The organism is Snodgrassella sp. W8135, assembly GCF_016101225.1.
Taxonomy (GTDB): Bacteria; Pseudomonadota; Gammaproteobacteria; order Burkholderiales; family Neisseriaceae; genus Snodgrassella; species Snodgrassella alvi.
Genome location: NZ_JACFQX010000001.1, coordinates 1,151,522 through 1,176,776, shown reverse-complemented (window position 1 = coordinate 1,176,776; position 25,255 = coordinate 1,151,522). Strand labels below are relative to the sequence as shown.

Sequence of the window (25,255 nt, the reverse complement as noted above, 5' to 3'; positions counted from 1 at the left end):
ATAATCTAATCAATAAGGAATATTTATAATATAAAAGAGGAATCAAATGATTTTGCAAAAAAATTTTTAACCAATATTTAATCTGAGAATATATTTTAAATATTAATGCCTAATTAAAAATATATAATAAATTAAAAAATTTATTATAAAATTAAATTAATTAGCATATTTATTAAATTAAGGTATATCTATGAAAGACTATAAATTTGAAGTAGATCTGGCGGAAAATGTATTGCGTGCTTATGAATATTGCATGAGAGATACAATCAAAAAAGGACATTGCCGAAGTATAGAGTGGAAATATCAGGCACAGACATCTAAAAAAAATGTTCAGCAGACACTTTATCCTACTTATCAGCCAGAAGTGTATGATATGGTAAAAGCATCTATGGGAAATCTGTTTTACAAGAATCGTGAAGCTTTTGCTTTATTATCCAGTAAGTACTGTAAATTAAGTCCCTTATATAAACGCCAGAATCAAAATACAATCAAACGTAATCAGCGTAGACGTTATTCCAGTAAGGACTGGAATGAGTCAATTGAACAAAGTTTGTGGCTTTTTTGGCAAGAAATGAAAACACAACCAGATTTTGAAAAATATTTTCGGTTTTCTTCTTGACAATTATATTACAAAGATTATAATATATTTATATTTTATAGGTATGCTTAACCTTAAACAGCTGATGATTAAAGTTCCCGAAAGGGAGCTTTTTTGCGTCTTGAGATAGTGTTTTTCACTTCCTTTTACTATTAAGATAAATTTTATATTTCATTATTGAATGAGTAAAATTAAAGCAGGTTTATAGCTCAGTTTATATTTTAATTTTAAATTATTATTTAATTAATCATTTTTGTATTCAATTTTAATTTTACATTTATATATTAATAAATTGAAATTAAATATTTTTAAATAGATTAAATTCCTGTATTTTAGAGTGTATGGTATATAAATGTTGAAATTTTCAATTTATTAGTAAATTATAAAAATTTACTTGTTAATATTTTTAGAATCTTATATTTATATATTAAGTCAAATGCACATTTCTGGCACTCGACTTAATATCTGATGAAAGCATTTATTATTGATATTGAGGTTGTAATTAAAGAGTTTATAAAAAGCCTCCTCTGTAAATGATTTGGCCGATTAATTCGATATCTTTTAATGTTACAGTTTCATCTGGATATTCATAGGAATTATAGCTTTTAATACGTATTCGCTGTTCAGGTAGGTTTTGCAGAATTTTGATTCTGAATAAATTACCTTGATTAAAAGCATAGATTTTTCCATCTATTAATTTTTTCTGCGAAGTATCAACTATGAGTTTATCTCCATCATTTAAAAGATTTTGCATTGAATTACCACTCATGATGACATAGAACAGATTATCCATATGAAATTTATGGGCAGTTATATCAGTTTTTAAAATAGTAATATGAGTATTCTCTGAATTTGCAGTTTGTTGAAATAAAGGTGGTATAGTTAAATAACTATTTTGATTATCTTTAGAAGGCGCTAATGATTCAATATTGTGAAAATCAAGTATTTTCATAATTTTATTCATTGTATCTACCCTGGGTATAACTTTGCCCAGCTCATATCTGGATATTAAAGACGGGGTAATACAGGCTTTTTGAGCCAGTTCTTTTTGGGAAAGTCCCGCAGCCAGTCTGGCATTTTTTAGTTGATTAGCAAATTTCATAATATAAGCATAATTGATTAATAGTGGAAAAATGATAATGAATGATAAAATATGGCACTAAAAGACCATAAAGTGCTTGTAATTATCTTTTATAAATTTTAATATAGCCATATATGGTTATTTTGATAACCAATTAAGGTTATATTACCTTAAACTTACATAGAGTTAAAACAGCTATTCAACTTATTATATAGCTTTTGTAAATATATTTTATTAAGTATTGGTTAATTTGTATAAGGTTAAAATTGAATAAATTAAATTTAGATACATAGAATTTATTTTTAAAAAGGAAAATACCTCAAAGGCTGCCACCTATGAGGTATTAGATAAACAAAACCCAAGACTAATTTAAGGAGTTTTGAATGGATAATAATATCACATTTGTTTCTTTTCATGGGAGTAGTTTGGCCACTGTCAAGGTCAAAAATACTATTTACGTTTGCATGAAATCCGTGGTGCAGGGGATTGGACTGGATTGGTCAACCCAGCATCGTAAATTAAAAGGCTGCTATCAAAAATATGGTTGTGGATTTTTATCTATACCAATCAAAAGCGGCACAAAAAAAATTCTGGTTATTCCGTTAAAAAAACTGACAAACTGGTTGCAAAGCATTAATCCGAAAAAAGTAAAAGACAGTTTGAAGGAATTGGTTGGGGTGTATCAGAATGAGTGTTCTCAAGCCATTCATTCACATTGGCGTAAATCAAGAGTAGCTAAAAAGCGTGGCCGACCTGGATTGGTTAAAGAAAATGGCGCTTCTGGATTGTTACCGGCACAGATTACCATGATCAAGACTTTGCACAAACAGCTGGTAATGTCTGTTGAACCTGAAAAACAGACTGAACTGGCTATGACATTATGGCAGGCTGTACGCACACGTTATGGTGTCAGCTATGAAAAAGTCCCATCATCTAAATTTATTGATGTAATTTGCCTTTTAAGCCGGGTTGCTGTTAAAAAAGTTAATTTTAACAGTAAGGAAGTTACTAAAAACTGTTCAGACGAAATTCATGTTTCGGTACAAAGTCTGGTAAATTTATATGAATCATTTGTTTGTTCTCAGAAAATGCGTTTGATGTATGAACATTTATTACCTGCTTTCCGTATCCTGGGTAGTAAATATGAATCTCAAATTCATGAATTTGGCTATGGTATGGATAGCATTTTTAATAAATGTCATAAAGCTTTCTTACCTTTATTTGAAAAAATACCGGACTCTCCTGCCAAGGAATCAGCACGTGAATACCTCGCTAAATTGATGTAAACATTCAGGCTGAAGAGGTATTTTAATTTTCACTGAGTATTAGCCATGCTCTATAAAATTAAAGGTATGGCTAATTTGTTGTTAAAGATATTTCGCAATATTACAAACGATTTAAATCAGAATTATGAATATAAAATATAGTTTTATATTATTTAATTGTATTTTAAATTTCATAAAAGATTAAAAATATATTGGAAGATATTTGTTTATATTTATGATTATAAATAGATATTTATAATCTATTGGTATTAAAGCCGGCTTTTAGCCGGTTTTTTTGAGGATTTGATGGAAGATTTATGAAAAATGTGGAATTGGTATTTCAATTACTTTATTCACTGCTGGATTTAAGATTTTTACCAGATAAATTACAAAGATGGTTGTTTGATACAGGTACAAGAGTGATTACTGTTACCAGTGCGCTGGTTATGATAGGTTTTGCTGGCATATTTATTTTGGGTGGCAGCGAAGTTTTTCATCTGAAACTGTATAAAGGTTTTTTGCTATTGCATCCTTTAACTCTGTCTGTGTTGCTGATAGGTGTGGCTTTAACACAGCTGGTTATTGCAATATTTAAGTCTAATCGATGCAGTGTATTGTCTGGATATTTGCTGATTTTTTCAGCATTGATATGGGCTGTAATTTCAGCTACTTTCTGGGCCTCTTATCCACCATTAACAACCGGAATGACAACTTATCCTGTGCTGGCTGTGGTATGTGCTCTGGCCGGGAGAAATTTGATCAACTACGCTAAACGGATTGAAGATTCTAAATATAAAGGACGATAAAGTATGGAGTTTTTAAAAGATGCTTTTTCCGTCTGTATTTTATTTGCGCTGGTAGGTGGGCTGGCTGGTTCTTTACTGGTTACAGATTACAAACGCTATGGTTGGTTTATGACAATTTTATTTGTCTTGTTGGGAATGATTTTTGCTGCGGCAATAACTGATTATTTTTTCCCACAGAATCATCCATGGCTTTTTGCCGGAGTTGGTGTATTTGCAGGAATGTCAACTACATCGTTTCTTGATGCATTTAAAGCTGCTGCACCGAAACTGGCACAACGCATAATGAATATTGTTAGTAAAAAAGCAGAAGAGTTTATTGGTAGTGATAAATCAACAAAAGATTAAATATAAATATAAATCAAGCGGCCTTTGGGCTGCTTTTTTTTGGGTGATAAATATGTATAAATTAAGTAACCGATCCTTACAGCGTTTGTATGGAGTCAATTGCAGCCTGGCCAACGTGGTAAAGCGGGCTATACAGATAACAAATCAGGATTTTATGATAACTGAAGGGGTGCGTTCCCGTGAGCAATGCTGTATTAATTATGGTAAGGGGCGAACGGTACAACAATGCAGCCAGAAAGGAATACCGGTAAAATATGCTCAGCCAAATTTAAGTAAGGTGACCTGGTTAAATAATCCTTATGCCAGTAAACATGTTACAGGCAAAGCTGTGGATCTGGTTCCATATCCTGTTGACTGGACTGATTTGAATAAATTCCGGACTATTGCGCTGGCAATGAAGCAAGCGGCTGCTGAACTTGGAGTGAAGATAATCTGGGGCGGAGACTGGAAAACCAGTAAGGATTATCCTCATTTTGAAATTTTATAAATATTTTTATAATTATAGCGATAATTTATCTGATTTAAATTATTTTTTTGCTTTTTCCAAGCTAAAAAGATCAGATTAAATCAGTTGATTAAAGTCTTTTATATATAAAAATAATTATAAAACGATATATTTTTCTGGTAACAGTATGTCTATTTTTGTTTAATAATATAATTTTGATTATTAGTTTATTGGATAAAAGTCTAGCAAGATTAATTATATAATTTATTTTTTAAATATTATTGACTAAATCATAAAATATGTTATAATTCTTAAAAATTAACAGGTATGCTTAACCTTAAACAGCTGATTACACAAGTTCCCGCAAGGGAGCTTTTTTGCATTTCAAAGAAATGAAACTTTATATTTATAATTTTTGACAGGTTGTAATATATAGATATTTAGAAATTAGAAAGAATTTGAAATAAAAATAGAAAGACTGGTGGAGGCGGGGGGAATCGAACCCCCGTCCGAAAGTCCTCTACAGAGCGATCTACATACTTAGTCTTGCCAACTTCGAATCTTATTCACAAACCGCCGACAGACAGGCTGTTTGTAAACCAGTTGCCATAAATCTTGTTTAATGCCAGACAACACGACATTAAACCAGCCAATGTAAATGTCGTTGCGGTGAGTTGCCTCACACGGCCCATTGGCGAACCGCTGCAACGTTTAGCCTTAAGCGGCTAAAGCGTAAGTTTCGTCGTTTGCGACTATATAAATTCAGTGTTTAACGGGAATCTGAGACCCCGGTATGCACGCATCTGCTTTGCAACCCCCGTCGAAACCAAGGTCGCCCCCAGATGGTCAGGCAATTATACTTTTTTTTGGTGATTTTGCATAGTTATCTATGCTATCGGTTCTTTTCCCAGAAAAATAATCTTCACTTCCGAAGAAAATGATAAATTATTATCAATTGAGGAGTTTAAAGAGCATGGAATTTGGGTTGGAGAATCACTTGCATGAATGTGTTGCTGTAGTCAAATATTTTGCAAAAGCACTACATGTTTGTTTTTGGAAAAAAGGCACCAGGGTTAAAGGAAATAATTAATATTCAATATGTTACGGCTATAGCAGCATTCAATAATAATGGTAAATTTTATGACCATACTGCAATTTATATTAGTCGAACAGCTGCCGCTATAAATGTTTATGATCAATGGAATAGCGTACCTTTACATTTTCGCTCAATCCAATTTAAGGGTCATGGCTACGTTTCTAATGATGGGGATCAATTTTATGTTATTGAATAATTAGAAAAATGCGATATTATTTTCAGTCTATTTTCTTGGACTAATTTCATTTAATTGCTATGCTCAGACACCTGTTGTGAGTTGTCCACCAACATTTTCTGACGGACATGGTATTCATAAACTTACTGAAGTCATGGTATATGATGGTCCGGTATGTATGAAAGCATCATTAGTACCTGAGTATAAAAAAACAAAGAAGTATGGGTTCTAGATACATTAAGGGATCCATCAGTAGTTTGCGCGTATGAGAAAATCCCTCATTACATTGTTCTTAATGCGAAGGGGGCAGCTTATTGTGAAAGAACAATGGCACCAGTACAGGTAAAATGTATGCCATAGACATTTAGTGCAAACAGTTATCTCATATCGTAAGTTATTTGCCAGCTTTTTATAAAGTTACGGTACTGGCAATCTGATAATGCCAATTGATAGGATGAGTCAGGCTTATAAGAAAATAAAAAATCGATGATTTGTTTATTATTTCAGCTACGGTAAGGCTAGCAGTAATTACTGTATGCATCAGCTAATTTTTCTTTATTTTGATTGATATACAATTTAATGAATAGTTATTGATGTCCGGTTATTAATCCATTTTGAAAATATGTGCTGTTACAGAAATAAGGATTATTAAGAAGAAACTGGTTGCGATAGAAGTAATAAATTATCAGTAATAAGGTCATTGTTTTATAATTTGCATTATTTTGTCTGCAATGAGTGCTGTAATGTATGATGTCAATACTAATGATGTACGTCATTTTTTTGCGGATGTATGGCGTAAACGTCAGCAGCCGCAGTTGCTGGATGCACTGCAACAAAAAGCGTTAAGAATTATTGCTGCACACTCTGAATATGCACCTTATCTGGAAAATATCGAGCAGTATTTAACCCGGGTATGGCGGCCTGAAGAAGGAGAAACTAATCCGTTTCTGCATTTATCTTTACATTTGTCTGTACAGGAGCAGGTAGCGATAGATCAGCCTTTCGGGATTGCTGCTATTCATCAGCGTTTGTGTCAGCAGTATGCAGGCGACTGGGTAAAAGCGGAACACGATATGATAGAAGTTCTGGCTGAAACTTTATGGCAGGCGCAACGATATGGTCAGGGGCTGGATGTTAATGATTATATGACACGTTTACGCAGTCTGGTCGGATTGGGGCAGGAAGATGAGGCTCGTTTAAACCCTCATGAAGTCGGAAAAATTTCTGATATACAAGCATGAATTGCTCAGGCTTTGATTATGGTTTATTGTTTTGTACATTTGTATCAGTTATCCATGTTGTTGCAATGGGATTGATACGGGTATTTATTTTCAATAATCTTAAATCAGGGGATGAATATGTCTTTCTGGGCAAGTAATGCAAATGCTTTGCTGCTATTATTGTTTGTGGCTTTGGGTATTATCGGACATAACCCTTCTGTAACCATTTCTGCACTGATTATTTTGCTGGTGCAGCAAACGCCTTTGCTTAAATATGCACCTGTACTGGAAAAATACGGTGTGCAACTGGGTATTATGTTACTTATGATAGGGGTACTGGCTCCTTTAATTACTGGTAAGGTTCAGCCTGCACAAATTGCAGCTCTGGTAACCAGTTGGAAAACCATGGCTGCAGTAGTGGTAGGTATAGTGGTGGCATGGTTGGGCGGACGCGGTGTTCATCTGATGCAGGTTAATCCGACCATTGTCACTGGTTTAATGATTGGCACCATTATTGGTGTGGCTTTTTTGCGCGGAGTACCGGTCGGACCTCTGATTGCGGCAGGATTGTTATCACTGATTTTATAGTAGCCGGATTGCGAAGTTCTTGCCAGAAAGATACGCTCTCGTTATAATGCGCGCAATTCCATTCTCTCGGAGAGGTGGATGAGTGGTTGAAGTCGCACGCCTGGAAAGCGTGTATACGTGAATAGCGTATCGAGGGTTCGAATCCCTTCCTCTCCGCCAAATTATGATTAAAAGCTGCGAATGCAGCTTTTTTTATAGCTGTTATTTAAAATGCTTTTGTCATTTTAATGTTTATACTTTTTTGTATATTCATATTCTGAATGTCATCTTTGTTAAAGATGACAATTTGATTTTGTAAATATTTTATTGATTTTTTGCTGGCAGGTTTAAGCTGTAAACTGTTTAGTCGCAATATTTATTTCCCTCACAATTTTGATTGTGAGGTTTTTTTGTGCCTGCCGGAATGTATGGAGAGTACTGGATGAATTTAACCCGTTCTGTTTTAAATGATGTGCAGACACATCTTCAGCAAGCATTGCCGAAATATTCAGTACAACTGATGCCTAATAGTTTAAAGAATTATCAGTTTGTTCATTCGCTGGGTACGGTCTTAATCGGTTATCAGCGCAGTAAATTTAAAAAGCCGCGCAGTACGGATCTGATTGTACAGGAGAGGCATTTGCAATTGCGTTTTATTGTTTTTGCACGTGCTTTGGATGGTGAAAACGGTGTTCTGGATTTACTCGATTCTTTACGTCTGGCATTAGTGGGATTCCAGCCTGAACATTGCCAGCAAATCCGATTGTTGAGTGAGCGCTTTCTAGGTGAGGCCGACGGAGTCTGGCAATACCGGTTACGCGCTCGCACCGAGACACTTCAGGTGGAGCAGCGTCCGGTGATTAATCAGCAAAATTTGGTCAAGTCTATACCAACTCGTGGTGAGATTAAGGCCAGAGCTATTTCACATTCTGTAATTTCGAAGGAGTAAAAATCATCATGGCAGCAGCCTATTTGCATGGTGTTGAAACAATTCGTATTGATGGTGGCAGCAGTCCTGTCTATACCGTAGACGGGGCAATTACTGCAATTGTCGGTACCGGTATGTCTGGTCCGGTTAATGAGTTAACTGTATGTCAGACTGTTAAAGATTTCAGTCAGTTCGGTTTGCTGACTGGTGCAGGTTTCACTTTACCTGATGCGGCCAATATCTGGACTCGTTATCAGTCTGGTGTTGCTTATGTAGTGAATGTACTGGATCCGGATAAACATAAAACGGTCGTTGATTCTGAGTTACTGGTTATTGACGGTGATACGCTGACTGCGAAAACAGCACATCCGGCTGTACAGGCAGGTTATACAGTTCTGGCTGGTAATCAGACATTATCCGAGGGTACTGACTATGCTTTGAATAATGAAACAGGTGAGCTGACTTTTGTTCAAATGCGTTCAGATGTCTCTATTAGTTATACTTATCTTGATCCAAGTAAGGTAACTTCAAAGGATATTATCGGCGGTTACGAGGCAGCTACCGGTAAACGCAAAGGGATGGAGCTGCTTACGGAAGGTTTTACCCGGCTGGGAGCAGATGCAAAAATTATTATTGTGCCTCAGTTTGATGCGGAAGCGACTGTGGCGGCAGCTATGGTTACTCTGGCTGATAAGCTTGAAGCTATTGCCTATATTGCTGCACCGAAAGGAACAACGCTTACCCAGGCTGTTCAGGGGCGCGGTTCGCTCGGTAATATTAATTTCCAGACGTCTTCGGATCGGGCGCAATTATTTTATCCCTATGTTACCGGTACCAGTGGTGAGTTGGAAAGTTTGGCTACTCATGCAGCCGGTTTACGGATGCGAACTGATGTTGAACAGGGTTATTGGTTCAGTATTTCCAATCGTGAACTGTCCGGTGTAACGGGTATGGAGGTTTCGCTGACTGCACGTATTGATGATCCGCAGGCAGAAACCAATCGTCTGAATGAAAAGGGTATTACGACGGTATTTAACAGTTATGGTACTGGTTTCCGCTTATGGGGTAACCGTCTGGCCTGTTTCCCGACAGTAACACATATTAAAAACTTTGAAACTGCACAGCGTACCGGCGATTTGATTAATGAATCAATTCGCCGTGCTCAGTTACAGTATATTGATTTGCCGATTGATGATGCGCTGATTGACAGCCTTCTGGGTACGGTGCGCACCTATCTGGGTACGCTGAAGAGTATTGTTGGTTTTAGTGTCAGCCTGGATTATGACTATGATCTGGCTGATGCTTTCAGTAAAGGGCAGGTACCAATTAAGTATGACTATACGCCTAAACTGCCTGCAGAACGTATCACTAATACCAGTGTGATGACCCGTACTTATCTGGCTAATTTGATTAGTAACCAGTCTGCCGCTTAGGAAACAGTTATGACAGAATTTAATGCAATTTATAATGCCAATGTTTATGTTAATGGTAATAGTCAGTTAGGCCGTGCCAGTCAGTTTAAATTACCGGATATTTCTGTTGGTCAGACAGAAACTAAAGGTCTGGGTCTGGTGGGTTCAGTAAAACTGCCTAGCGGAATTGAGGCACTGGAAGGGGAAATCACCTGGAATAGTTTCTATCCGGATGTGTTTACAAAAGTATATAACCCTTTCAAAGCTTGTCAGTTAATGGTTCGTGCCAATGTGCAGGCATTTAATGCTTCTGGACTTGCAGCTGAGGCTCCGATGGTCGTGACTGTAATGGCAACTTTCAGCAAAAATCCGTTGGGAACTTATAAACCGAAAGAAAAAGCTGAATTCGCCAGCACTTTTCAGGCTACCGAAATTCATCAGACAGTAGCTGGTCGTGAAGTGTTGTATTACAACGCATTTACCAATCAGTACCGGGTAAATGGTGTGGATATGCTGGCGCAGATGCGCGCAAATATTGGTATGTAATTTTTATTTGTATTGATGTATTTGAATGCTCACTCTGATTACCGGAGTGAGCTTTTTTATGGTTGAAGTATTTTTATATGCTGAATTGATTCAGTAATTATTGATTAGTCGAGGAATAAATATGGCACAAACTGAAGCGCAAAATCTGCAAGAACAATTGGGTACAGGCAAAGTAATTAAACTGGCGGAACCACTGCAAACACCAAGTGGTGCGATAACGGAGCTGACATTGCGCCGGGTACGGGTTAAAGATTTTAAACGTGCTGCAGAACAGTATCCTGATAATGCAGTATTACAGGAAGCTCAGTGTCTGGCTATGGCATCTGGTCTGCAAAATGAAGATTTTGATGAGTTGTCATGGGAGGACTACACGCTGGTGCGTCAGTTTTGTCTGGGTACTCACTGATTGGGATAGTTTTTATCAGGCAGCTGCGGATTTAGCGTGGTGGTTTGGTTTTTCTCCGGCAGATATTGATGAAATGTCTCTGGAGGAAATTTTGCAATGGCAGCAACAGGCTAATCGGCAGATTAAAGCCAAATACAGCAAACTATAACTGGTTGCTGTCTGAAGTAACTGTGCTGTTAACTTGTTGTAAGCTTATAAGCGTGGTTATGAAGCGATAATAAGTTGACAGTCACAGTAATCGAAACAACAAATAATATAAATAAGTAGATTCCAATACAGTTTAGTTAATTGGAAAAAATATATTGGTGCCGTTATGGATAATGGATTCGTTTCTGATTTTGGTGAGGTGCACCGTTCTGTAAAGGCTTTTGGCTTTGCTATCAGTACAGCGACCCGGCATGTTGAGGAGATGGGAAAAGCTTTACAAGGTTTACATGGACAAATTCGCTCTATTGATAGTTTTTCAGCAGCGACGGCTAAAGCGGGTAATGCTCAGGATAAATTAACTCAGACAATTGAAAGACAAAATAAGGTTCTGGAGCAGCGCACTAAAATCGGTAGTGAATTAAGCAAAACTAAGAGCACGCTGCAAGCTTTGATGAAACCAGCTGAAAAGTCTGTAAAAATTTATATGGAGCGCGAAACATCTGAAACCGGGCTGAAGCAGGCTATGATGCAAAATGATGGCAGATTAGGCGGATTTGATCAGATTAATGCCCGAACAGCACAGCTAAGCCTTGAGCAGCGGGGAAATAAAAATGATTTTACCAGTCTTGCCACTAATATGAAGATGGCTAATATGTCTGATGATTCGCTACTTCAGGGAGGTATGAAATCAATAGCCAGTTTTAATGCATTATTCGGTAAAAAAATTGAGGATATTTCTGTTGCCAAAGGGCTGATGCAAACTTATAAGCTGAAAGATACTGAATTATCAGCCGGTCTTGATGCTGTACAGAAAATGGCTTATTCGACCGGAATGAGTTTGGAAGATATAGAAAAATTTCAAAGTGCTATGGCCTCTCCTCTGCAAAGGCTTCATCTGACCGGTTTACAGAACCAGCAAAAAATATTTGCTTTAGAAGGTATGGCAATACAAGGTGGTATCAGTAAAGCTGTGGCCGCAGATGGGATGGAAGAATTTCTGAATAAGTTGGCGCAGGGACCTAAAGCTATGCATCTGGCTACGTCAGCTATGAATGCGGAAATGCGCCAGATGATGCAGAAATCTGGTGTAAAGTTTGATTTATTTAATAAAGACGGTTCACTTAAAGACATGCGTGTGGTTATTAGTGAGCTGGAAACGAATTTCAAAGCTGTTAAAACTAAGTATGGTGAACGCGCTGCACTGAATATGATGGATGCTGTGTTTGGCGGGAAGGGCGGACAAGTTGCTTCTGCCGCTGCTAAAGGTGGTCATGCCGGTTATCAGGCCATGCAAACTAAAATAAATCAGCAGCCTTCTCTTGATCAGCGAGCAGAGCTGCAGACAAATACGCTGGCTGTCAGTATGGAAAATCTGCAAGATTCGGTTGCTGAGGTCGGGAATGCTTTTGGTGCTATTCTGGCACCGGAGATTAATACTTTCGCTCAGGTGGCTAAAGATGTGCTGCTTAATACTGTATTGCCTTTTATTCAGAAACATCCGACGCTGATTAAATCTGTAGTGGCTTTTGGTATTGGAATGGCAGGCTTACGGATGGTATTACTGACTGTTCGTTATGCGATTACTTTGGTTACCGGTCCGCTGGCTGTTCTGCGTACTATTTTTGCCCGTTTTCAGGTGGCACGTGAGCTTAAGCAAAGTGGTTCTGTATTTAAGCGTCTTCGAACTGCAATTTCCTCAGTAGGAAAATCTGCAGGTTCATTGCGTCAGAAACTGATGTCTTTTGGCAGTAAGCTGTCCGGCATTGGAAAAAAGTTTGCTGTTTTTAGTAAAGGTCGCGCTGCATTAGGTTTATTGCAAAAAGCATTTGGTGCAATTGGTCGTGCAGCAATGGCTCCCATCAGAAAAATTGTGCAGTCTTTTGGTCTGATTTCTAAGGCGGTGAGACCTCTGTTTTCGGTTTTTTCGAATTTGGGGAAGGGGTTTAGTGTTTTAGGTAAAGGCAGGTTTGTACTTAATTTGCTGCGTCAGGGAATTATGGCAGTAGGCCGGGCTTTCTTGATGTCACCGATAGGCTGGGTTGCGCTGGCCATTGGTATGGCCGCCTTATTGATTTATAAATATTGGCAGCCAATCAAGAAATTCTTTATTGGTTTATGGGATACGGTTAAGACCAAATTTGAAGCCGGTATGAATTTTTTCAGAGAATTACCTGCTAAATTCAGTGAATTCGGGCGCAATATTATTGATGGTCTGGTCCGAAGCTTTACTGAAGGTATCAGTAAAGCTGTTAATGCTGTAGGTGAGTTTGCCAGTAAAATTATTAATAAGGCTAAATCAGTATTGGGTATTAATTCCCCCAGCCGGGTATTTAAAAGTATAGGCAGCTCGCTGATGGAGGGAATGCATCTGGGAGTTGATCTCGGGGCGGATAAACCTGTTTCGGCGATAGGTCAGGTAGCTGAGCGTTTACAGCAGAAATTTAAAGCCGGTTCCGGAAAGCTGACTGCACAGTTAAATGAAAAAATGCAGCTAAATGCAGTAGAGTTTGCACAGAATCGTTATCCGGCCGGACATGATTCAGGTGCTGTGACCATTAATTTTAATCCAACAATTCAGGTTAATGGTAATGCTGACCGTTCAGTCATTCAGCAGGCGCTTGCACTGAGCCAGCGTGAATTTGAACAGATGTACCGGCGCATGATGCAGGCAAAAGAGTTGAGGAGTTACTGATGTATGCAATGCTAGGGGATATTCGCTTTGAAGTGCTGGATAGTTTCACCAGTTATGAAGAAACGCACAGTGCTGTTTTTGCCAAACATGATGTACTGGCCGGGCGACCGCGCCTGCAGGCTACCGGTAATGATTTGACTACGATACGTTTTGGTATGCTGCTGCATTGGAAACTGGCTAATCCGGATAGTGCCTATAATGCGCTGATCAGTGCTAAAGAAGCACAGCAGGCGCTGGCGCTGGTGTTCGGTTCCGGGCGGTTTGCGGGCTGGTTTGTGATACAGCAATTAAGCAGTACAACTCTGATCCAGGATGCTAAAGGACGTACGGCGGCGCGCGAAATTAGCGTTGAATTGCTTGAATTTGTTGGTGATCCTAATAATCCGTTACCAACACCGGGAATCATGACCGGACAGAATCCGCTGCTTGCTCTTTTACCGGAGTCGGTTAAAGGCGCGGTTAATAAAGTTTCCGCAGCGGTTCAGACTGGTGTGCGTATTTATCATTCTGTTGAACAGAATATTACTGATATTCAGAACCTGATTACGCGCGCGCGTACTGTTCAGCATAATACTGCCGGCTGGATGGGGTTGATTGCAGATGTATTGTCTATAGGTGGTCAGACTCTGGATAAACTGAATACTTTACCTGAGATTGGTGCATGGTTCGGAAATCTGGCCGGAGCAGCAGATTTTCTGTCTTACATGGGTCAGGCAGCCTGTCAGCTGCAAACATGTATTAATTTAATACAAACCGGTTACGATAGCGGAGAGTGGGGCGATTGGCTGAATACCAGTGAACAAGTGTTAGCAACGGTAGAAGACAGTATTGGAAATGCAACTGCAGGTACCCAGTCATTGACGGCGTGGCTGGCCGCAAGAAAAGATGAGGTCTGATTATGGTTGATTCAGTCTTGCAATATCAGACCAGTGAAGGGGATCGCTGGGATTTGATTGCACATAAATACTATGGTGATGCCACGATGATTGACAGGCTGATTGCGGCCAACCCGCATTTAGCGCTGGCTGAACAATTTACGGCAAATCTGACTGTACTGATTCCGGTTATCCGGTCTGATACTCATGCTGCTCAGGAGGATATGCCACCATGGATGCGGTAAATATGTTAAAAGGATTATCCGGCTTAAGCAAAACACATCCGGTTACTATGCCGGATTTCACTATCGAATACGAAAAAAAAGACATTACATTAGCAATTAAGCCTTATCTTATCAGCATTAGTTATACGGATTATCTGGGCGAGCAATCAGATGAGCTGTCTGTGTCGTTTGAAGATACAGATGGCAGATGGTTGCGTAACTGGTATCCTGAACAGGGTGATTTGCTGTCGTTTTCACTAGGTGATCAGTTTACCAGTCTGGTGAATCTTGGTAATTTTGAGATTGCGGATATCGATTATGCATTTAAACCAAATGTGATTACTCTGAAAGCGCTTTCTACTGGAATTACTTCGGCCAGCCGGACTTTACAGCCTAAGGCGTATGAAAAAACCACTCTGGAAAAAATTGTACAGACAGTAGCCGCACGATTACAACTGGTGGTTAAAAATCCGATTGCCAGGCTGGAAATTGAACGTATCACACAGTATCAGGAAAGTGATGTTGAATTTCTGGCGCGACTAGCAAAACAGTTTGGCTATACTTTTAAAATTGTTGATAAGACTCTGGCTTTTATTGCTAATACGGAATTAACTGCACAGGAACCGGTACTGGTGTTGCTGCCAGAAGATATTGAGTCAGCCAGTTTTCGCGATCAGATCAAAGGTGTTCCTAATGAAGTTGTTGCTTCCGGCTACGACCCTAAGGCTAAACAAGTACGTACGGTTAAGCGTAAAGGACAGCCGTTACGCCCGCAAAGTAAACAGGGTGCAAGCGGTGACAGGTTAAAAATTGTGGCTAATAAAGGGGAATCACAGCAGCAATTAGCTGCACGTGCAGATGCTGCATTGGCCGATGCACGCAAGTGTCAGGTAACCGGTAGTCTGGATCTTTTTGGCAATGTCAAGCTGGTAGCCGGTCAGATTATTCGTCTGAGCGGTTATGGCAAAATGTCGGGAAATTACCAGATTAAGCAGGCAAGCCATAATTTGAGCCGCAGTTCAGGTTATGTAACGTCTTTGGAAATAAATATGATTGAATATATTGCTGATGACGCAGATGGTGATACGCATGCAGAAACTGTATGAATTTGGTGCGACTTTACAGTTTGGTATTGTTGAATCCATAGATGCCGGACGGCATATGCTTAAAGTCAGTTTACCGGCATTAGAAAATATTCACACTGACTGGCTGCCAATGCTGACTGCTGCTGCAGGCGGAAACAGTTTTTATTCACTGCCTGACAGAGGGGAGCTAGTCGCCTGTATTCTGGATGCACGGGGAGAAAATGGTGTGGTTTTGGGAGCCTTATACAATCAGGCTGATAGCACACCGGTAAATAATAATAATGTCTGGATGAAAAAATTCAGTAATGGTACGGTGATCAGCCATAATCGCAATAGTGGTGAAGTATGTGTTCAGACTGGTGGAGCAGTAATAGTAGAAGCAGATACGGTACTGGTTAAAGCAGGTGATATTACTCTTGATTCACCTACTACTACTGCTACCGGCAGCTTACTGGTACAGGGGCAACTGACCTATCAGGGCGGAATGGCCGGTTCCGGCGGTGGTGGTACGGCAGCCTCAATAACCGGCACAATTAAGGTTGAAAACGGAGATGTGGTAGCCGATGGTAAAAGTCTTAAGAGTCATACTCATCCTGATCTGACTTCAGGTGGAAATACGGGCAAACCAAACTGATAATCAGCGAAACGCTCTGCTAATTCTTATTTTTTATATCCCTGTTCATTCTGACAGGGATTTTTATTTTTTGGAAAACCGCTATGACCATAACACCGCGTACCCGCCACTGGCAGCTAGCGCCACTGAATAGTGGCTGCGATATTGTTACCGGTATTGATGATATTAATCAATGTATTTTGAATATTTTAATAACCCGTAAAGGGACAGATGTAACCCGGCCGACTTTTGGTTCAGACCATCTGGACTATCTGGATACACCAGAAGATGTCTTTATTCCGGGAGTAACGCGTGAGGTGATTCTCGCTATTCAAACCTGGGAAAAGCGTGTGGTAGTGGAACAGGTCACTTTTACGGGTCACGCACCTGAACTGACGATAACTGTTCATTGGCGGATCGCAGAAGAGGTAGCCGGTGAAATTTATCAAACAAATATTGGGTTGGTACAAAAATGACAGATTTAACTAAGCTTTCACGAACAGATGTAAAAATAGTTGAAGACGATCTGGCAACGATTCTGGCCGATACCATAAATGATTATCAGAATCGTACGGGCAAAACACTACAGCCGGCGCATATTGAACGCTTACTGATTAATACTTACGCCTATCGTGAGGCATTAACCCGTCAACAGATAAATGAAGCCTACAGGCAGCAGCATGTTCGTTTTGCTACCGGCCTGATGCTGGATTTATGTGGTGATGATGTTAATACTCCGCGATTACAGGCTCAGCCGGCACAAACAACACTTCGCTTTCAGGCTGTACTAAAAGGTAAAGAGCAGATTGTGATTCCGAAAGAAACCAGAGTTACAGTGGACTCGCTGATATTTACTACTACAGCAGCAGGTATGCTTACCGCAACCACTCCCAGCCTAGAGCTCAATGCTGTCTGTCAGGCAACGGGAATCATAGGAAATGGCTGGTCACCAGGCCAGATAAACACTTTAGCTGATCATTTGACCGATATTGCTGAAATTAAGGTCAGCAATGTCACGACATCAAGTGGTGGAGTAGATGTTGAAAGCGATGATGCTTATCGGGTACGTATTCTGCTTGCTCCTGAATCATTTTCAGTTGCCGGACCTGTAGGAGCCTATGAATATTTTGCCAGACAAGTTAGTCAGGACATCATTGATGTTTTTGTAACCAATGATACTGATAAACAAGGTAAACCCTTGGGAGGTGTTGTTGCAGTGAATTTGCTTACAAAAACCGGCTTGCCTTCAGCAGAACTAGTTAATCAGGTTCAGTCAGCTTTGTCTGATGAGCGGGTACGCCCACTATGTGATCAGGTGATTGTACGGGCTCCGAAAACGTTTACTTATCAGGTAAATGCAATATTAACTTTGTATATAGGCACTGACGCAAGAGCTGTACTTGCAGCAGTTCGAGCTGCCTGGCAGCAATATCAGATTAGTCAGGAGCAACGACTCGGAGTAGATGTAGTCCCGTTAGTTATACAGTCATTATTAAAAGTTGATGGTGTTTATAACGTTGCTACACCGGATTTAGTGCTGACTAAGGTTGCTGCTGATACATGGGCACACTGTACTAATCTGATCCTGAGCATAGCTGAGGAGGCAGTGGATGGCTAAGCTGACCTATGCAGCAGTAATTGAGCGTGATCAGCGGATGCGGGCACTGGCTGCTCTGGGATTACGTCTTGATTTGGTGTCTACACCACAGCTTATGCCCCGGCTAGTAGAACTGGTATTGGCCGATCATCTTGAACTTCTGGCTGAAAGCCATTGTATTCTCGGAGTAAACGGATACTGGCTGGCCGAAAGCGATCAGGCCAAACGGCAATTGATTAAAGGTGCATACGAACTTCATCGCAATAAAGGAACACCCTGGTCGTTACGAGAGATTGTCCGCCGCCTCGGCTTTGGTGAAATAACGATTATTGAAGGGCTTAATCACCAGCGGCACAACGGTAATATTCAGCGCGATGGTATGTATGTACGCGGACATAATAGTTACTGGGCGCATTACCGTATCTTACTGAATAACCCGATTACTAATCAACAGGCAGCTTTATTACGTCAAACTCTGGCTGCTTTTGCTCCGGCACGCTGTGTGCTTTCCAGTCTCGACTATACTGCTGTACCACTACAGCATAACGGACAGGCACAGCGGGATGGCTCATTTAACAAAGGAACTGCTTAATGGCAAATTTAAAAGAATCTTCGTTCTGGGAAGAAGGTATTTATCAATGGGAAACATCCGATCCGGTATTGGGCGGGGAAAATGGTATCGATAATGTACCGACACGACAATTGGCCAACCGAACCAAATGGCTCAAAGACAATAAACTGGATAAATCAGCTACCGCTGCCAGCGCAGATTTGGCTAAAAAAGCACAGTTAGCTGACAAACTTAGCAAAGCCAGAAATGTGGGTGGGGTCGCATTTGATGGTTCAGCGGATATTGATTTACCCGGAGTAAATAAGCCCGGAAATCAGAATACTTCTGGAAATGCGGCCACAGCCTCATACGCAGCTCAGATAGCTGCCAGAAAAATTGGTGGAGTTATATTTAATGCCAAAACAGATATAGATTTACCGGGTGTCAATATTAAAGGTAATCAAGATACATCTGGTAATGCTAATACAGCTTCCAGATTACTTAATGCCATTAAAATTGGTGGTATTAACTTTGATGGTTCTACTAATATAAATTTGCCGGGAGTAAACATAGCAGGAAATCAAAATACAAGCGGTAATGCTGCATCGGCGACAGTTTTAAAAAATTCGCGTCAGATTATTTTAAATGGAGATGTTTCAGGTAGTTGCTGGTTTAATGGAGATGGTAACGCTATTATTTCAACACGTCAGGTTAATTCACTGGGTGTTAATCAGAATTGGTCGGATGTTACAGGGGCACGTGGATATTCTATAACTTATACAAATCAGACTTCATCGCCAATTGCAGTAGCCATTAGTTTTTATCATATAAACAATAGATCAGCTGAACTAATTGTCAATGGTGTATTACTAGGTGAAGTAAATACAAGTAATGAAGATTCGCAACGTAAGCCAATATTTGGCATTGTACCGCCCGGACATAGTTATTGCCTTAATGGTAATTTGCCAGTCAGAGTGTGGGCAGAATTGAGAAGAGGTTAAAATGAAATATTATTTAAATAGTAATGATAAAATGGTTTATGCCTTTGATTCAGAAGAATTAGCAAATAAATGGTTCGAACAATTGCTTGAAGGAAATGAGGCATTCAGGATAATGACAGATAAAGAAATATCCAGACACCTTCAACCAGAAAAATACATGACAAAAAGTGAAAAATTATTGAGAAAGCGTAAAGATGCCATTTGTCTTGCTCGTCATCAGTTTTTGACTATGGCTGAGTTATCATTTGATAAAAATAAAGATGCTTTAATCTTAGTAACCGAAAAAAATTTTGAAGGTAAATCATTAATTAAGCTGCGCAATTACTTACAGGAAAGCCAGTCTTTCAGTTTGGTTTCTGAGGAGTTATGGAATCTTTTAACTAATATTTTAAAAATTGATCCTGATAAGTTATTTAATTCATGGGAAGAAGCTCAGGAATTTTAAATAGATTATTTGAAAAATTTATAAATAATGAGAATGTTGTAATTCAGAATTATGAATGAAGCACTAAGACAGCTGATAGCATAGTTATTGGCTGCCTTTGCTTTTTAAATTGACTATTAGATTATTTTTAAATCTAAATCATCTATTCAGCTGTAAATTATTATTCCTCCGGTCACCTGACTGCATTAATCGGATCGGATAGCGCATGGAAAAAATCGCCTATAGCGTTAGTTATATACCTTCCTACATGGAAAATATGAAGCTTTATGCTTAGTTATGCAGTCTTTTATCACAGGTTCGTCAGGAAACTTTCCAGTGATCATTAGTTTTATCAAACTGTAGCTTTTTTCTGGCCTGTTTGCCGGTCAACTTTTTGGTGGTATGAAACAAAGATTAGGTCATGCTTATGCGATGATGGCTTCGCCTAAGATATTGCTGTCTGATGAGCCGAGAGCAGGTGCAGATCCTCTTAGACAGCAGGACTTATGGAAAATGGTATTTGATTGATTAATGAGGGGATGGCAGCTATATGAACAACAGCGTATTTGGATGAGGTTAGCAATGTCTATCGGTTTAACTTTTGAATGAAGTTCATCTGGTTTTTGAAGGTAATCCGGAAAATTTAACATCTAAACTGAATAGTCGGAGTTACAGATATTAATATTGGTCTGAGTATCTTTGCATTCAATTCAACCTAGTAGCAAATAATATCAGGGGGTATTCGGGTCTATGGTGTATGGTTATGATTTCTGGATTTGCCACGTCCATTGATGATACACCTATTGTTTTGCAATAACTGACTGAAACGATGCTTTTTAAGTATTATTTTGTTTTTCAGATTTTTTTAAAAATATGTCATAAGATAATTTTTTTAATCCTTTACGGGAAAAACATATTAATTCAAATAATAACTGTATTGTCGTTGAATATTATCATCAGCGGCGCGCCAGCACAGCTGTAGACAGATAATCCTTAATTCCGCTACTAATTGAGTTTGCAACTTTTTTTCTGAAATCGCTGTTAGATAGTAAGCGTTCTTCAGTCGGATTAGAAATAAAAGCTGTTTCAACCAGAATTGATGGAATATCCGGTGCTTTCAGGACGGCAAAATTTGCCTGATCGACACTGCCTTTATGCAGGTTGTTGATTTTGGCCAGTTGATTCAGTACGTCTTTACCGAGTTTCAGACTATCATTGATGGTAGCTGTCTGAGTCAGATCAAACAGTGTGTTGTTGACATTTTTATCAGTTGAATAATTTACCCCGCCAATCGAATCAGCTGCATTCTGGGTTTGTGCCAGATATTTGGCTGCTGCACTGGTGGCGCCTTTAGGATTAAGTGCATATACACCAGTACCTTTTGCTGACGGATTGGTAAATGCATCTGCATGAATGGAAACAAAAACATCTGCTCTGAGTTTACGCGCTTTGGCTACACGTACACCCAATGGGATAAAAATATCTTCGTTTCGGGTCATATAAGTTTTGTAACCATACGAATCCAATATTTTTTTTACTTCACGCCCTATAGCGAGCACCACATCTTTTTCACGCAGACCGGAAGGACCTGTGGCTCCGGGATCTTCACCACCATGTCCGGGGTCAATCATAATTACAGGCTGACGATTCAGTTTATTTGGCGTACGTGATGGTTGAGGAGGCTGCTGAGTTACTGGAGGTTTATTTTCAGGCAGTTTTTTTACCGGAGGTGTGGAGGCTGTAGCCTGAGGACGAGTAGTGCCGTCACTGTTTACTTTACCGTGACTGTAATCCTGTAATAGAGCCATTAACGGATCGTTTTTTTCCTGTTCCATGGCTACGGTGGCGGTAGGGTATAAATCCACTACCAGTCTGTTTTTAAAGTTGGCAACCGGAGCAAGTGAAAATACCTGAGGATTAACGGTGGTTTTCAAATCCATCACGATACGGATGGTTTCAGGATTAAATTGTCCGACGCGGACACTGGCAATATAGGGATCCATTGGGAGAACTTTATTGCTCAGTTCACGCAAATACTGATTGGTGGCTGACCCCTGAATATCAATAACCAGACGGTCAGGATTCTTTAGCTGAAAATATTTAAACTGGATGGGTGTTGTGGATTCTAATGTCATCCTGGTATAGGCTGTGGCCGGCCAGATGCGTGAAGCCACAATATCAGCCCCTGTCTGGGCTGCTCGTGCAAATGGAGTCAGGCTGATTAAAAGCGTGCCGGTAGATGTAATTAATAATTTCCGGCGGCTGATGTGGTTGGACATAGTTTATTCTGTAATTTTATTTAATGTTTTTGTTCCGTTTGTAGTAACGGCATTTATCTGTACTGTACGGCCACTACCATTGATGGTGATGTTCAGGATAATGTCAGCCGGAGGTGCCAAATCACCGCCGAGCTGTGGCCATTCAATCAAAATAATGCTGTCTGCTGTAATCAGTTCATCCAGTCCTGCATCCAGCCATTCTTCCGGATTTTGAAAACGGTATAAATCAAAATGATGCAGGTTAAAGCCTTTAAACGGATAAGTTTCAACTATATTGTAGGTAGGGCTTTTAACTGCACCGTTGTAACCAAGAGCGTTGAGTAAGCCTCTGGTAAAGGTTGTTTTGCCCGCACCCAGATCACCTTCCAGCCAGATAATCAGAGGAGGGCTGATAAGCTGTGCAAAACGTTCGCCCAGTTTCAGGGTATCGTTTTCATCAGCCAGAAAAATTTCACGGACTTCAGTGGCAGACATGGTGTTTTTAATTAATCAAAACGGGGTTATTATGCGATAAAGTTTGTAATAACGAAAGTAATAAAATTCAGTCTGTCTGTCTTGTTTCTGGATTCAGGCTTCTTTTATGTACATTTGTTGTGTACTAAGCTATGAGTATATTTCCGGGTCAATGCTATAATCACAATAATGACTGATATTCGATTAATTCAGTTTATGCTGAACTGAGTTGTCATGGTCAATAATGAAGAGACAAATGACTGCAATACAACAACAACCTATAGGTGTATTTGATTCCGGGGTAGGCGGCCTGACAGTGGTTCGCGCACTGATGGAACGGCTCCCTAATGAAAATATTATTTATTTTGGTGATACGGCGCGGGTTCCGTATGGTGTGAAATCCAGACATACAATTGAAGTTTATACTGAACAGATTGTATCTTTTCTGCTTGAGCATGATGTTAAGGCGCTGGTTGTGGCCTGTAATACTATAGCTGCGGTGGCAAGAGAAAAAGTAAGGCAGCTTGCAGGCACAATGCCGGTTCTGGATGTGATTGCTGCAGGTGCACAGGCTGCTCTGGAAACCACTCAGAATAATCACATTGGTGTAATAGCCACCAGTACTACTGTTAATAGTAATGCTTATGCCCGGGCGATTCACAATCAGAATGCACAAACGCGTGTTTTTTCACAAGCCTGTCCGTTGCTGGTGCCGCTGGTGGAAGAAGGCTGGCTGGATCATGAAGTTACCCGCTTGACTGCAAGGGAGTATCTGAAGCCGATTCTGGCAGAAGAGGTGGATACGCTGGTTTTGGGATGTACTCATTATCCGTTACTGAAGCCATTAATCCGTCAGGAGGCTCCTGAGCTGAAGTTAGTTGATTCGGCGATTACGACTGCTGAAGCTACTGCATTGGCATTGGAACAGCATAATCTGATTAATCCTGATCATTCAGGTGCGCAATACCGGTTTTATGTCAGTGATATTCCGCTACGTTTCCAGACAATTGGTGAGCGATTTCTGGGGCGAAGTCTGGAACAGCTGGAAATGGTTTCTTTGGGCTAGGTATTTTGGTTGACAGGTGAGAGATGAGCGCTAAAAAAAGAATTGTGATTTTGATTTCCGGTCGCGGCAGCAATATGCAGGCTCTTGTAGAAGCCGATATTGCGCAGGCAGAAATTGTGGCAGTAATCAGTAATCGGTCTGATGCAGCCGGTTTACTGTGGGCTGCGCAACACGGGCTGACAACCGAGGCAATCAGCCATCATGATTATCCAGGCCGTGAAGCATTTGATGCGGCATTGATAAAGCATATTGATGCTTTTCAGCCTGATTTGGTGGTACTGGCTGGCTTTATGCGCATTTTAACACCTGAGTTTTGCAAACATTATACGGACAGGTTAATTAATATTCATCCGTCATTATTGCCCGCTTTTACCGGACTGCATACTCATCAGCGTGCACTGGATAGTGGCTGCCGGGTGGCAGGCTGTACGATTCATTTTGTCACTGCCGAACTAGATTGCGGTCCGATTATAGCCCAAGGTGTAGTACCTGTTCTGAATGGGGATACTGCCGATACTCTGGCACAGCGGGTATTAAAAATTGAACATCAGCTTTTACCAAAAGCAGTGGCTGATTTTGTTGCTGGAAATCTGGTAGTTGAAGGTAACAGAGTTAAAAATCTTGCTGATGCTGTCACGGATAATGTGGCCTGCCTGAAAAACTGAGATGTTATGAGAAAAATATGAAGTTGAAAGTATATTCAGGTTTGATATTTGTCTGGATAAATTTGCTGTTCATACCTATGGTACAAGCAGCAGACCTGCCTCAGCAGGCACAATTGCAGTTTGTCGACAGTTATGGTTTGCCGGTAAATATGGATTTTGTGCAAAAGGATGGTCAGTATCAGATTAATACGCAAATTAATTTGATTTTTTACCAGATGCAGTTTGTTTCGTCCGGAACCGTAAAAGACTCAGTTTTAAATCCGCTTTCCTACACTGACAGCCGCTTTGGCAAACCATATGCTCAGGCACGTTTTTCTGAGCATGGGGTTGATTATGGTAAGGTTTCCGAAGCAGTTAAACATATCTCGGTGAACGGACCGGTATATGATATGTTTGCTCTTGGCTGGCAGCTGGGATTTAATCAAGGTAAATTGCCCGCAAATACTTATCTGACTAATGGTAAAAAAGTATACCAACTGGATGCAGTTAACGGCCGTGGTAGTGATCAGCTGATGTTAAACGGACGGCAAATTGAGATCAGACAGTACAGTATCAGTCGTGGCGATGATGTAGTGGAATATGCATTCGCTCCCCAGCTTGAAAATATTCCGGTACGGATTAGCTATGTGGACAATGGTAAAGTATATACATTGCAACTGAAAGGCGGCCGGATTAACGGGAAGGTTTTTTAAGA

The 25,255-nt window shown here is 39.9% G+C and carries 30 protein-coding genes, 1 tRNA gene and 1 other RNA gene; 28 read left to right on the top strand and 4 right to left on the bottom strand.

Translation table 11 applies throughout. From position 1 onward, the window contains the following. Nucleotides 1–190 precede the first annotated feature (190 nt). On the top strand, nt 191–619 hold the full coding sequence (locus H3T75_RS05315) for a hypothetical protein (protein WP_084549689.1): 429 nt from the start codon (nt 191–193) through the stop codon (nt 617–619). 490 nt (nt 620–1,109) lie between these two features. On the opposite strand, the gene H3T75_RS05310 is transcribed toward H3T75_RS05315, so the two are convergent. Further along, the gene (locus H3T75_RS05310) at nt 1,110–1,700 is read right to left on the bottom strand and encodes a LexA family transcriptional regulator (protein ID WP_084549710.1); all 591 of its coding nucleotides are present in this window, start codon (nt 1,698–1,700) and stop codon (nt 1,110–1,112) included. 362 nt (nt 1,701–2,062) lie between these two features. On the opposite strand from H3T75_RS05310, the gene H3T75_RS05305 reads away from it, so the two are divergent. From H3T75_RS05305 to H3T75_RS05290, 4 genes are all read left to right on the top strand, one after another. Beyond that, nucleotides 2,063–2,965, top strand: coding sequence for a phage antirepressor N-terminal domain-containing protein (locus H3T75_RS05305; RefSeq protein ID WP_198211203.1), 903 nt, complete (start codon nt 2,063–2,065; stop codon nt 2,963–2,965). Nucleotides 2,966–3,261: 296 nt separating this feature from the next. Then, entirely contained in the window at nt 3,262–3,750 is a 489-nt protein-coding gene (locus H3T75_RS05300) for a hypothetical protein (RefSeq protein WP_078474179.1), read from the top strand. A gap of 3 nt (nt 3,751–3,753) precedes the next feature. Next, the gene (locus H3T75_RS05295; protein ID WP_084586276.1) at nt 3,754–4,095 is read left to right on the top strand and encodes a hypothetical protein; all 342 of its coding nucleotides are present in this window, start codon (nt 3,754–3,756) and stop codon (nt 4,093–4,095) included. A 52-nt stretch (nt 4,096–4,147) separates the two neighbouring features. After that, nucleotides 4,148–4,582 (top strand): M15 family metallopeptidase, encoded by a 435-nt coding sequence (locus H3T75_RS05290; protein WP_100125640.1) that lies wholly within the window; start codon nt 4,148–4,150, stop codon nt 4,580–4,582. Between the two features lie 437 nt (nt 4,583–5,019). Here the strand turns inward: H3T75_RS05290 and ssrA are convergent. Continuing rightward, nucleotides 5,020–5,380, bottom strand: a transfer-messenger RNA (tmRNA) gene (ssrA, locus tag H3T75_RS05285). Between the two features lie 203 nt (nt 5,381–5,583). Between ssrA and H3T75_RS05280 the strand changes: the two genes are divergently transcribed. From H3T75_RS05280 to H3T75_RS10955, 20 genes are all read left to right on the top strand, one after another. Beyond that, nucleotides 5,584–5,832 carry a BPSL0067 family protein gene (locus H3T75_RS05280; RefSeq protein WP_198211202.1) on the top strand — a complete coding sequence of 83 codons (249 nt, stop codon included), beginning with the start codon at nt 5,584–5,586 and terminating at the stop codon, nt 5,830–5,832. A 722-nt stretch (nt 5,833–6,554) separates the two neighbouring features. After that, a complete protein-coding gene (locus H3T75_RS05275) occupies nt 6,555–7,052 on the top strand; it encodes a DUF1841 family protein (RefSeq protein WP_078474954.1) in 498 nt (165 codons plus the stop codon). A gap of 111 nt (nt 7,053–7,163) precedes the next feature. Then, on the top strand, nt 7,164–7,619 hold the full coding sequence (locus H3T75_RS05270) for a DUF441 domain-containing protein (RefSeq protein ID WP_037475441.1): 456 nt from the start codon (nt 7,164–7,166) through the stop codon (nt 7,617–7,619). 68 nt (nt 7,620–7,687) lie between these two features. Continuing rightward, nucleotides 7,688–7,778, top strand: a tRNA-Ser gene (locus tag H3T75_RS05265). 262 nt (nt 7,779–8,040) lie between these two features. After that, nucleotides 8,041–8,547: a Gp37 family protein gene (locus H3T75_RS05260; RefSeq protein ID WP_198211201.1), complete on the top strand. Its 507-nt coding sequence runs from the start codon at nt 8,041–8,043 to the stop codon at nt 8,545–8,547. 8 nt (nt 8,548–8,555) lie between these two features. Beyond that, the gene (locus tag H3T75_RS05255) at nt 8,556–9,959 is read left to right on the top strand and encodes a phage tail sheath subtilisin-like domain-containing protein (protein ID WP_025330544.1); all 1,404 of its coding nucleotides are present in this window, start codon (nt 8,556–8,558) and stop codon (nt 9,957–9,959) included. 9 nt (nt 9,960–9,968) lie between these two features. Continuing rightward, nucleotides 9,969–10,484, top strand: coding sequence for a phage major tail tube protein (locus H3T75_RS05250; protein WP_037475438.1), 516 nt, complete (start codon nt 9,969–9,971; stop codon nt 10,482–10,484). 121 nt (nt 10,485–10,605) lie between these two features. Further along, nucleotides 10,606–10,890: a phage tail assembly protein gene (locus H3T75_RS05245; RefSeq protein WP_198211200.1), complete on the top strand. Its 285-nt coding sequence runs from the start codon at nt 10,606–10,608 to the stop codon at nt 10,888–10,890. Continuing rightward, nucleotides 10,832–11,038: a GpE family phage tail protein gene (locus H3T75_RS05240; protein WP_198209433.1), complete on the top strand. Its 207-nt coding sequence runs from the start codon at nt 10,832–10,834 to the stop codon at nt 11,036–11,038. The genes H3T75_RS05245 and H3T75_RS05240 overlap by 59 nt, the downstream gene beginning before the upstream one ends. A gap of 165 nt (nt 11,039–11,203) precedes the next feature. Next, on the top strand, nt 11,204–13,729 hold the full coding sequence (locus H3T75_RS05235; RefSeq protein ID WP_198211199.1) for a phage tail tape measure protein: 2,526 nt from the start codon (nt 11,204–11,206) through the stop codon (nt 13,727–13,729). After that, nucleotides 13,729–14,625 (top strand): phage tail protein, encoded by an 897-nt coding sequence (locus H3T75_RS05230; RefSeq protein ID WP_198211198.1) that lies wholly within the window; start codon nt 13,729–13,731, stop codon nt 14,623–14,625. Before H3T75_RS05235 ends, H3T75_RS05230 begins: the two co-directional genes overlap by 1 nt. Before the next feature lie 2 nt (nt 14,626–14,627). Next, on the top strand, nt 14,628–14,849 hold the full coding sequence (locus tag H3T75_RS05225) for a tail protein X (RefSeq protein ID WP_025330549.1): 222 nt from the start codon (nt 14,628–14,630) through the stop codon (nt 14,847–14,849). Continuing rightward, the gene (locus tag H3T75_RS05220; protein ID WP_198211197.1) at nt 14,837–15,934 is read left to right on the top strand and encodes a phage late control D family protein; all 1,098 of its coding nucleotides are present in this window, start codon (nt 14,837–14,839) and stop codon (nt 15,932–15,934) included. Before H3T75_RS05225 ends, H3T75_RS05220 begins: the two co-directional genes overlap by 13 nt. Next, nucleotides 15,918–16,547 (top strand): phage baseplate assembly protein V, encoded by a 630-nt coding sequence (locus H3T75_RS05215; RefSeq protein WP_025330551.1) that lies wholly within the window; start codon nt 15,918–15,920, stop codon nt 16,545–16,547. Before H3T75_RS05220 ends, H3T75_RS05215 begins: the two co-directional genes overlap by 17 nt. Before the next feature lie 83 nt (nt 16,548–16,630). Beyond that, complete coding sequence (locus H3T75_RS05210) at nt 16,631–17,002, top strand: GPW/gp25 family protein (RefSeq protein WP_198211196.1); 372 nt, start codon at nt 16,631–16,633, stop codon at nt 17,000–17,002. Further along, complete coding sequence (locus H3T75_RS05205) at nt 16,999–18,144, top strand: baseplate J/gp47 family protein (protein WP_025330553.1); 1,146 nt, start codon at nt 16,999–17,001, stop codon at nt 18,142–18,144. The genes H3T75_RS05210 and H3T75_RS05205 overlap by 4 nt, the downstream gene beginning before the upstream one ends. Next, nucleotides 18,137–18,715, top strand: a complete 579-nt coding sequence (locus H3T75_RS05200) for a phage tail protein (RefSeq protein WP_025330554.1) — start codon at nt 18,137–18,139, stop codon at nt 18,713–18,715. The genes H3T75_RS05205 and H3T75_RS05200 overlap by 8 nt, the downstream gene beginning before the upstream one ends. Next, nucleotides 18,715–19,674 (top strand): hypothetical protein, encoded by a 960-nt coding sequence (locus tag H3T75_RS05195; RefSeq protein WP_198211195.1) that lies wholly within the window; start codon nt 18,715–18,717, stop codon nt 19,672–19,674. The genes H3T75_RS05200 and H3T75_RS05195 overlap by 1 nt, the downstream gene beginning before the upstream one ends. 1 nt (nt 19,675) lies before the next feature. Then, nucleotides 19,676–20,119 carry a hypothetical protein gene (locus tag H3T75_RS05190; protein ID WP_025330556.1) on the top strand — a complete coding sequence of 148 codons (444 nt, stop codon included), beginning with the start codon at nt 19,676–19,678 and terminating at the stop codon, nt 20,117–20,119. A 381-nt stretch (nt 20,120–20,500) separates the two neighbouring features. Next, on the top strand, nt 20,501–20,626 hold the full coding sequence (locus H3T75_RS10955; protein ID WP_255517923.1) for a hypothetical protein: 126 nt from the start codon (nt 20,501–20,503) through the stop codon (nt 20,624–20,626). A gap of 428 nt (nt 20,627–21,054) precedes the next feature. On the opposite strand, the gene H3T75_RS05185 is transcribed toward H3T75_RS10955, so the two are convergent. Further along, complete coding sequence (locus H3T75_RS05185; protein ID WP_084565569.1) at nt 21,055–22,377, bottom strand: N-acetylmuramoyl-L-alanine amidase; 1,323 nt, start codon at nt 22,375–22,377, stop codon at nt 21,055–21,057. Nucleotides 22,378–22,380: 3 nt separating this feature from the next. Beyond that, entirely contained in the window at nt 22,381–22,851 is a 471-nt protein-coding gene (gene tsaE, locus H3T75_RS05180; protein ID WP_025330558.1) for a tRNA (adenosine(37)-N6)-threonylcarbamoyltransferase complex ATPase subunit type 1 TsaE, read from the bottom strand. Between the two features lie 235 nt (nt 22,852–23,086). Here tsaE and murI point away from each other — a divergent pair, with 235 nt between their 5' ends. From murI to H3T75_RS05165, 3 genes are read left to right on the top strand one after another with little or no spacing between them, the layout of a single operon-like run. Then, the gene (gene murI, locus H3T75_RS05175) at nt 23,087–23,896 is read left to right on the top strand and encodes a glutamate racemase (protein WP_084565570.1); all 810 of its coding nucleotides are present in this window, start codon (nt 23,087–23,089) and stop codon (nt 23,894–23,896) included. Nucleotides 23,897–23,919: 23 nt separating this feature from the next. Continuing rightward, nucleotides 23,920–24,561 carry a phosphoribosylglycinamide formyltransferase gene (gene purN / locus H3T75_RS05170; protein WP_110414161.1) on the top strand — a complete coding sequence of 214 codons (642 nt, stop codon included), beginning with the start codon at nt 23,920–23,922 and terminating at the stop codon, nt 24,559–24,561. Between the two features lie 17 nt (nt 24,562–24,578). Further along, entirely contained in the window at nt 24,579–25,253 is a 675-nt protein-coding gene (locus tag H3T75_RS05165) for a DUF3108 domain-containing protein (protein WP_198211194.1), read from the top strand. The last annotated feature ends 2 nt before the right edge of the window (nt 25,254–25,255 follow it).

Excerpts from the sequence above, each read along its gene's own strand:
- H3T75_RS05315 (WP_084549689.1), top strand. The coding sequence starts at position 191 with ATGAAAGACTATAAATTTGAAGTAGATCTGGCGGAAAATGTATTGCGT.
- H3T75_RS05310 (WP_084549710.1), bottom strand. The coding sequence starts at position 1,700 with ATGAAATTTGCTAATCAACTAAAAAATGCCAGACTGGCTGCGGGACTT.
- H3T75_RS05305 (WP_198211203.1), top strand. The coding sequence starts at position 2,063 with ATGGATAATAATATCACATTTGTTTCTTTTCATGGGAGTAGTTTGGCC.
- H3T75_RS05300 (WP_078474179.1), top strand. The coding sequence starts at position 3,262 with ATGAAAAATGTGGAATTGGTATTTCAATTACTTTATTCACTGCTGGAT.
- H3T75_RS05295 (WP_084586276.1), top strand. The coding sequence starts at position 3,754 with ATGGAGTTTTTAAAAGATGCTTTTTCCGTCTGTATTTTATTTGCGCTG.
- H3T75_RS05290 (WP_100125640.1), top strand. The coding sequence starts at position 4,148 with ATGTATAAATTAAGTAACCGATCCTTACAGCGTTTGTATGGAGTCAAT.
- H3T75_RS05280 (WP_198211202.1), top strand. The coding sequence starts at position 5,584 with ATGTTTGTTTTTGGAAAAAAGGCACCAGGGTTAAAGGAAATAATTAAT.
- H3T75_RS05275 (WP_078474954.1), top strand. The coding sequence starts at position 6,555 with ATGTATGATGTCAATACTAATGATGTACGTCATTTTTTTGCGGATGTA.
- H3T75_RS05270 (WP_037475441.1), top strand. The coding sequence starts at position 7,164 with ATGAATATGTCTTTCTGGGCAAGTAATGCAAATGCTTTGCTGCTATTA.
- H3T75_RS05260 (WP_198211201.1), top strand. The coding sequence starts at position 8,041 with ATGAATTTAACCCGTTCTGTTTTAAATGATGTGCAGACACATCTTCAG.
- H3T75_RS05255 (WP_025330544.1), top strand. The coding sequence starts at position 8,556 with ATGGCAGCAGCCTATTTGCATGGTGTTGAAACAATTCGTATTGATGGT.
- H3T75_RS05250 (WP_037475438.1), top strand. The coding sequence starts at position 9,969 with ATGACAGAATTTAATGCAATTTATAATGCCAATGTTTATGTTAATGGT.
- H3T75_RS05245 (WP_198211200.1), top strand. The coding sequence starts at position 10,606 with ATGGCACAAACTGAAGCGCAAAATCTGCAAGAACAATTGGGTACAGGC.
- H3T75_RS05240 (WP_198209433.1), top strand. The coding sequence starts at position 10,832 with ATGAGTTGTCATGGGAGGACTACACGCTGGTGCGTCAGTTTTGTCTGG.
- H3T75_RS05235 (WP_198211199.1), top strand. The coding sequence starts at position 11,204 with ATGGATAATGGATTCGTTTCTGATTTTGGTGAGGTGCACCGTTCTGTA.
- H3T75_RS05230 (WP_198211198.1), top strand. The coding sequence starts at position 13,729 with ATGTATGCAATGCTAGGGGATATTCGCTTTGAAGTGCTGGATAGTTTC.
- H3T75_RS05225 (WP_025330549.1), top strand. The coding sequence starts at position 14,628 with ATGGTTGATTCAGTCTTGCAATATCAGACCAGTGAAGGGGATCGCTGG.
- H3T75_RS05220 (WP_198211197.1), top strand. The coding sequence starts at position 14,837 with ATGGATGCGGTAAATATGTTAAAAGGATTATCCGGCTTAAGCAAAACA.
- H3T75_RS05215 (WP_025330551.1), top strand. The coding sequence starts at position 15,918 with ATGCAGAAACTGTATGAATTTGGTGCGACTTTACAGTTTGGTATTGTT.
- H3T75_RS05210 (WP_198211196.1), top strand. The coding sequence starts at position 16,631 with ATGACCATAACACCGCGTACCCGCCACTGGCAGCTAGCGCCACTGAAT.
- H3T75_RS05205 (WP_025330553.1), top strand. The coding sequence starts at position 16,999 with ATGACAGATTTAACTAAGCTTTCACGAACAGATGTAAAAATAGTTGAA.
- H3T75_RS05200 (WP_025330554.1), top strand. The coding sequence starts at position 18,137 with ATGGCTAAGCTGACCTATGCAGCAGTAATTGAGCGTGATCAGCGGATG.
- H3T75_RS05195 (WP_198211195.1), top strand. The coding sequence starts at position 18,715 with ATGGCAAATTTAAAAGAATCTTCGTTCTGGGAAGAAGGTATTTATCAA.
- H3T75_RS05190 (WP_025330556.1), top strand. The coding sequence starts at position 19,676 with ATGAAATATTATTTAAATAGTAATGATAAAATGGTTTATGCCTTTGAT.
- H3T75_RS10955 (WP_255517923.1), top strand. The coding sequence starts at position 20,501 with ATGAAACAAAGATTAGGTCATGCTTATGCGATGATGGCTTCGCCTAAG.
- H3T75_RS05185 (WP_084565569.1), bottom strand. The coding sequence starts at position 22,377 with ATGTCCAACCACATCAGCCGCCGGAAATTATTAATTACATCTACCGGC.
- tsaE (WP_025330558.1), bottom strand. The coding sequence starts at position 22,851 with ATGTCTGCCACTGAAGTCCGTGAAATTTTTCTGGCTGATGAAAACGAT.
- murI (WP_084565570.1), top strand. The coding sequence starts at position 23,087 with ATGACTGCAATACAACAACAACCTATAGGTGTATTTGATTCCGGGGTA.
- purN (WP_110414161.1), top strand. The coding sequence starts at position 23,920 with ATGAGCGCTAAAAAAAGAATTGTGATTTTGATTTCCGGTCGCGGCAGC.
- H3T75_RS05165 (WP_198211194.1), top strand. The coding sequence starts at position 24,579 with ATGAAGTTGAAAGTATATTCAGGTTTGATATTTGTCTGGATAAATTTG.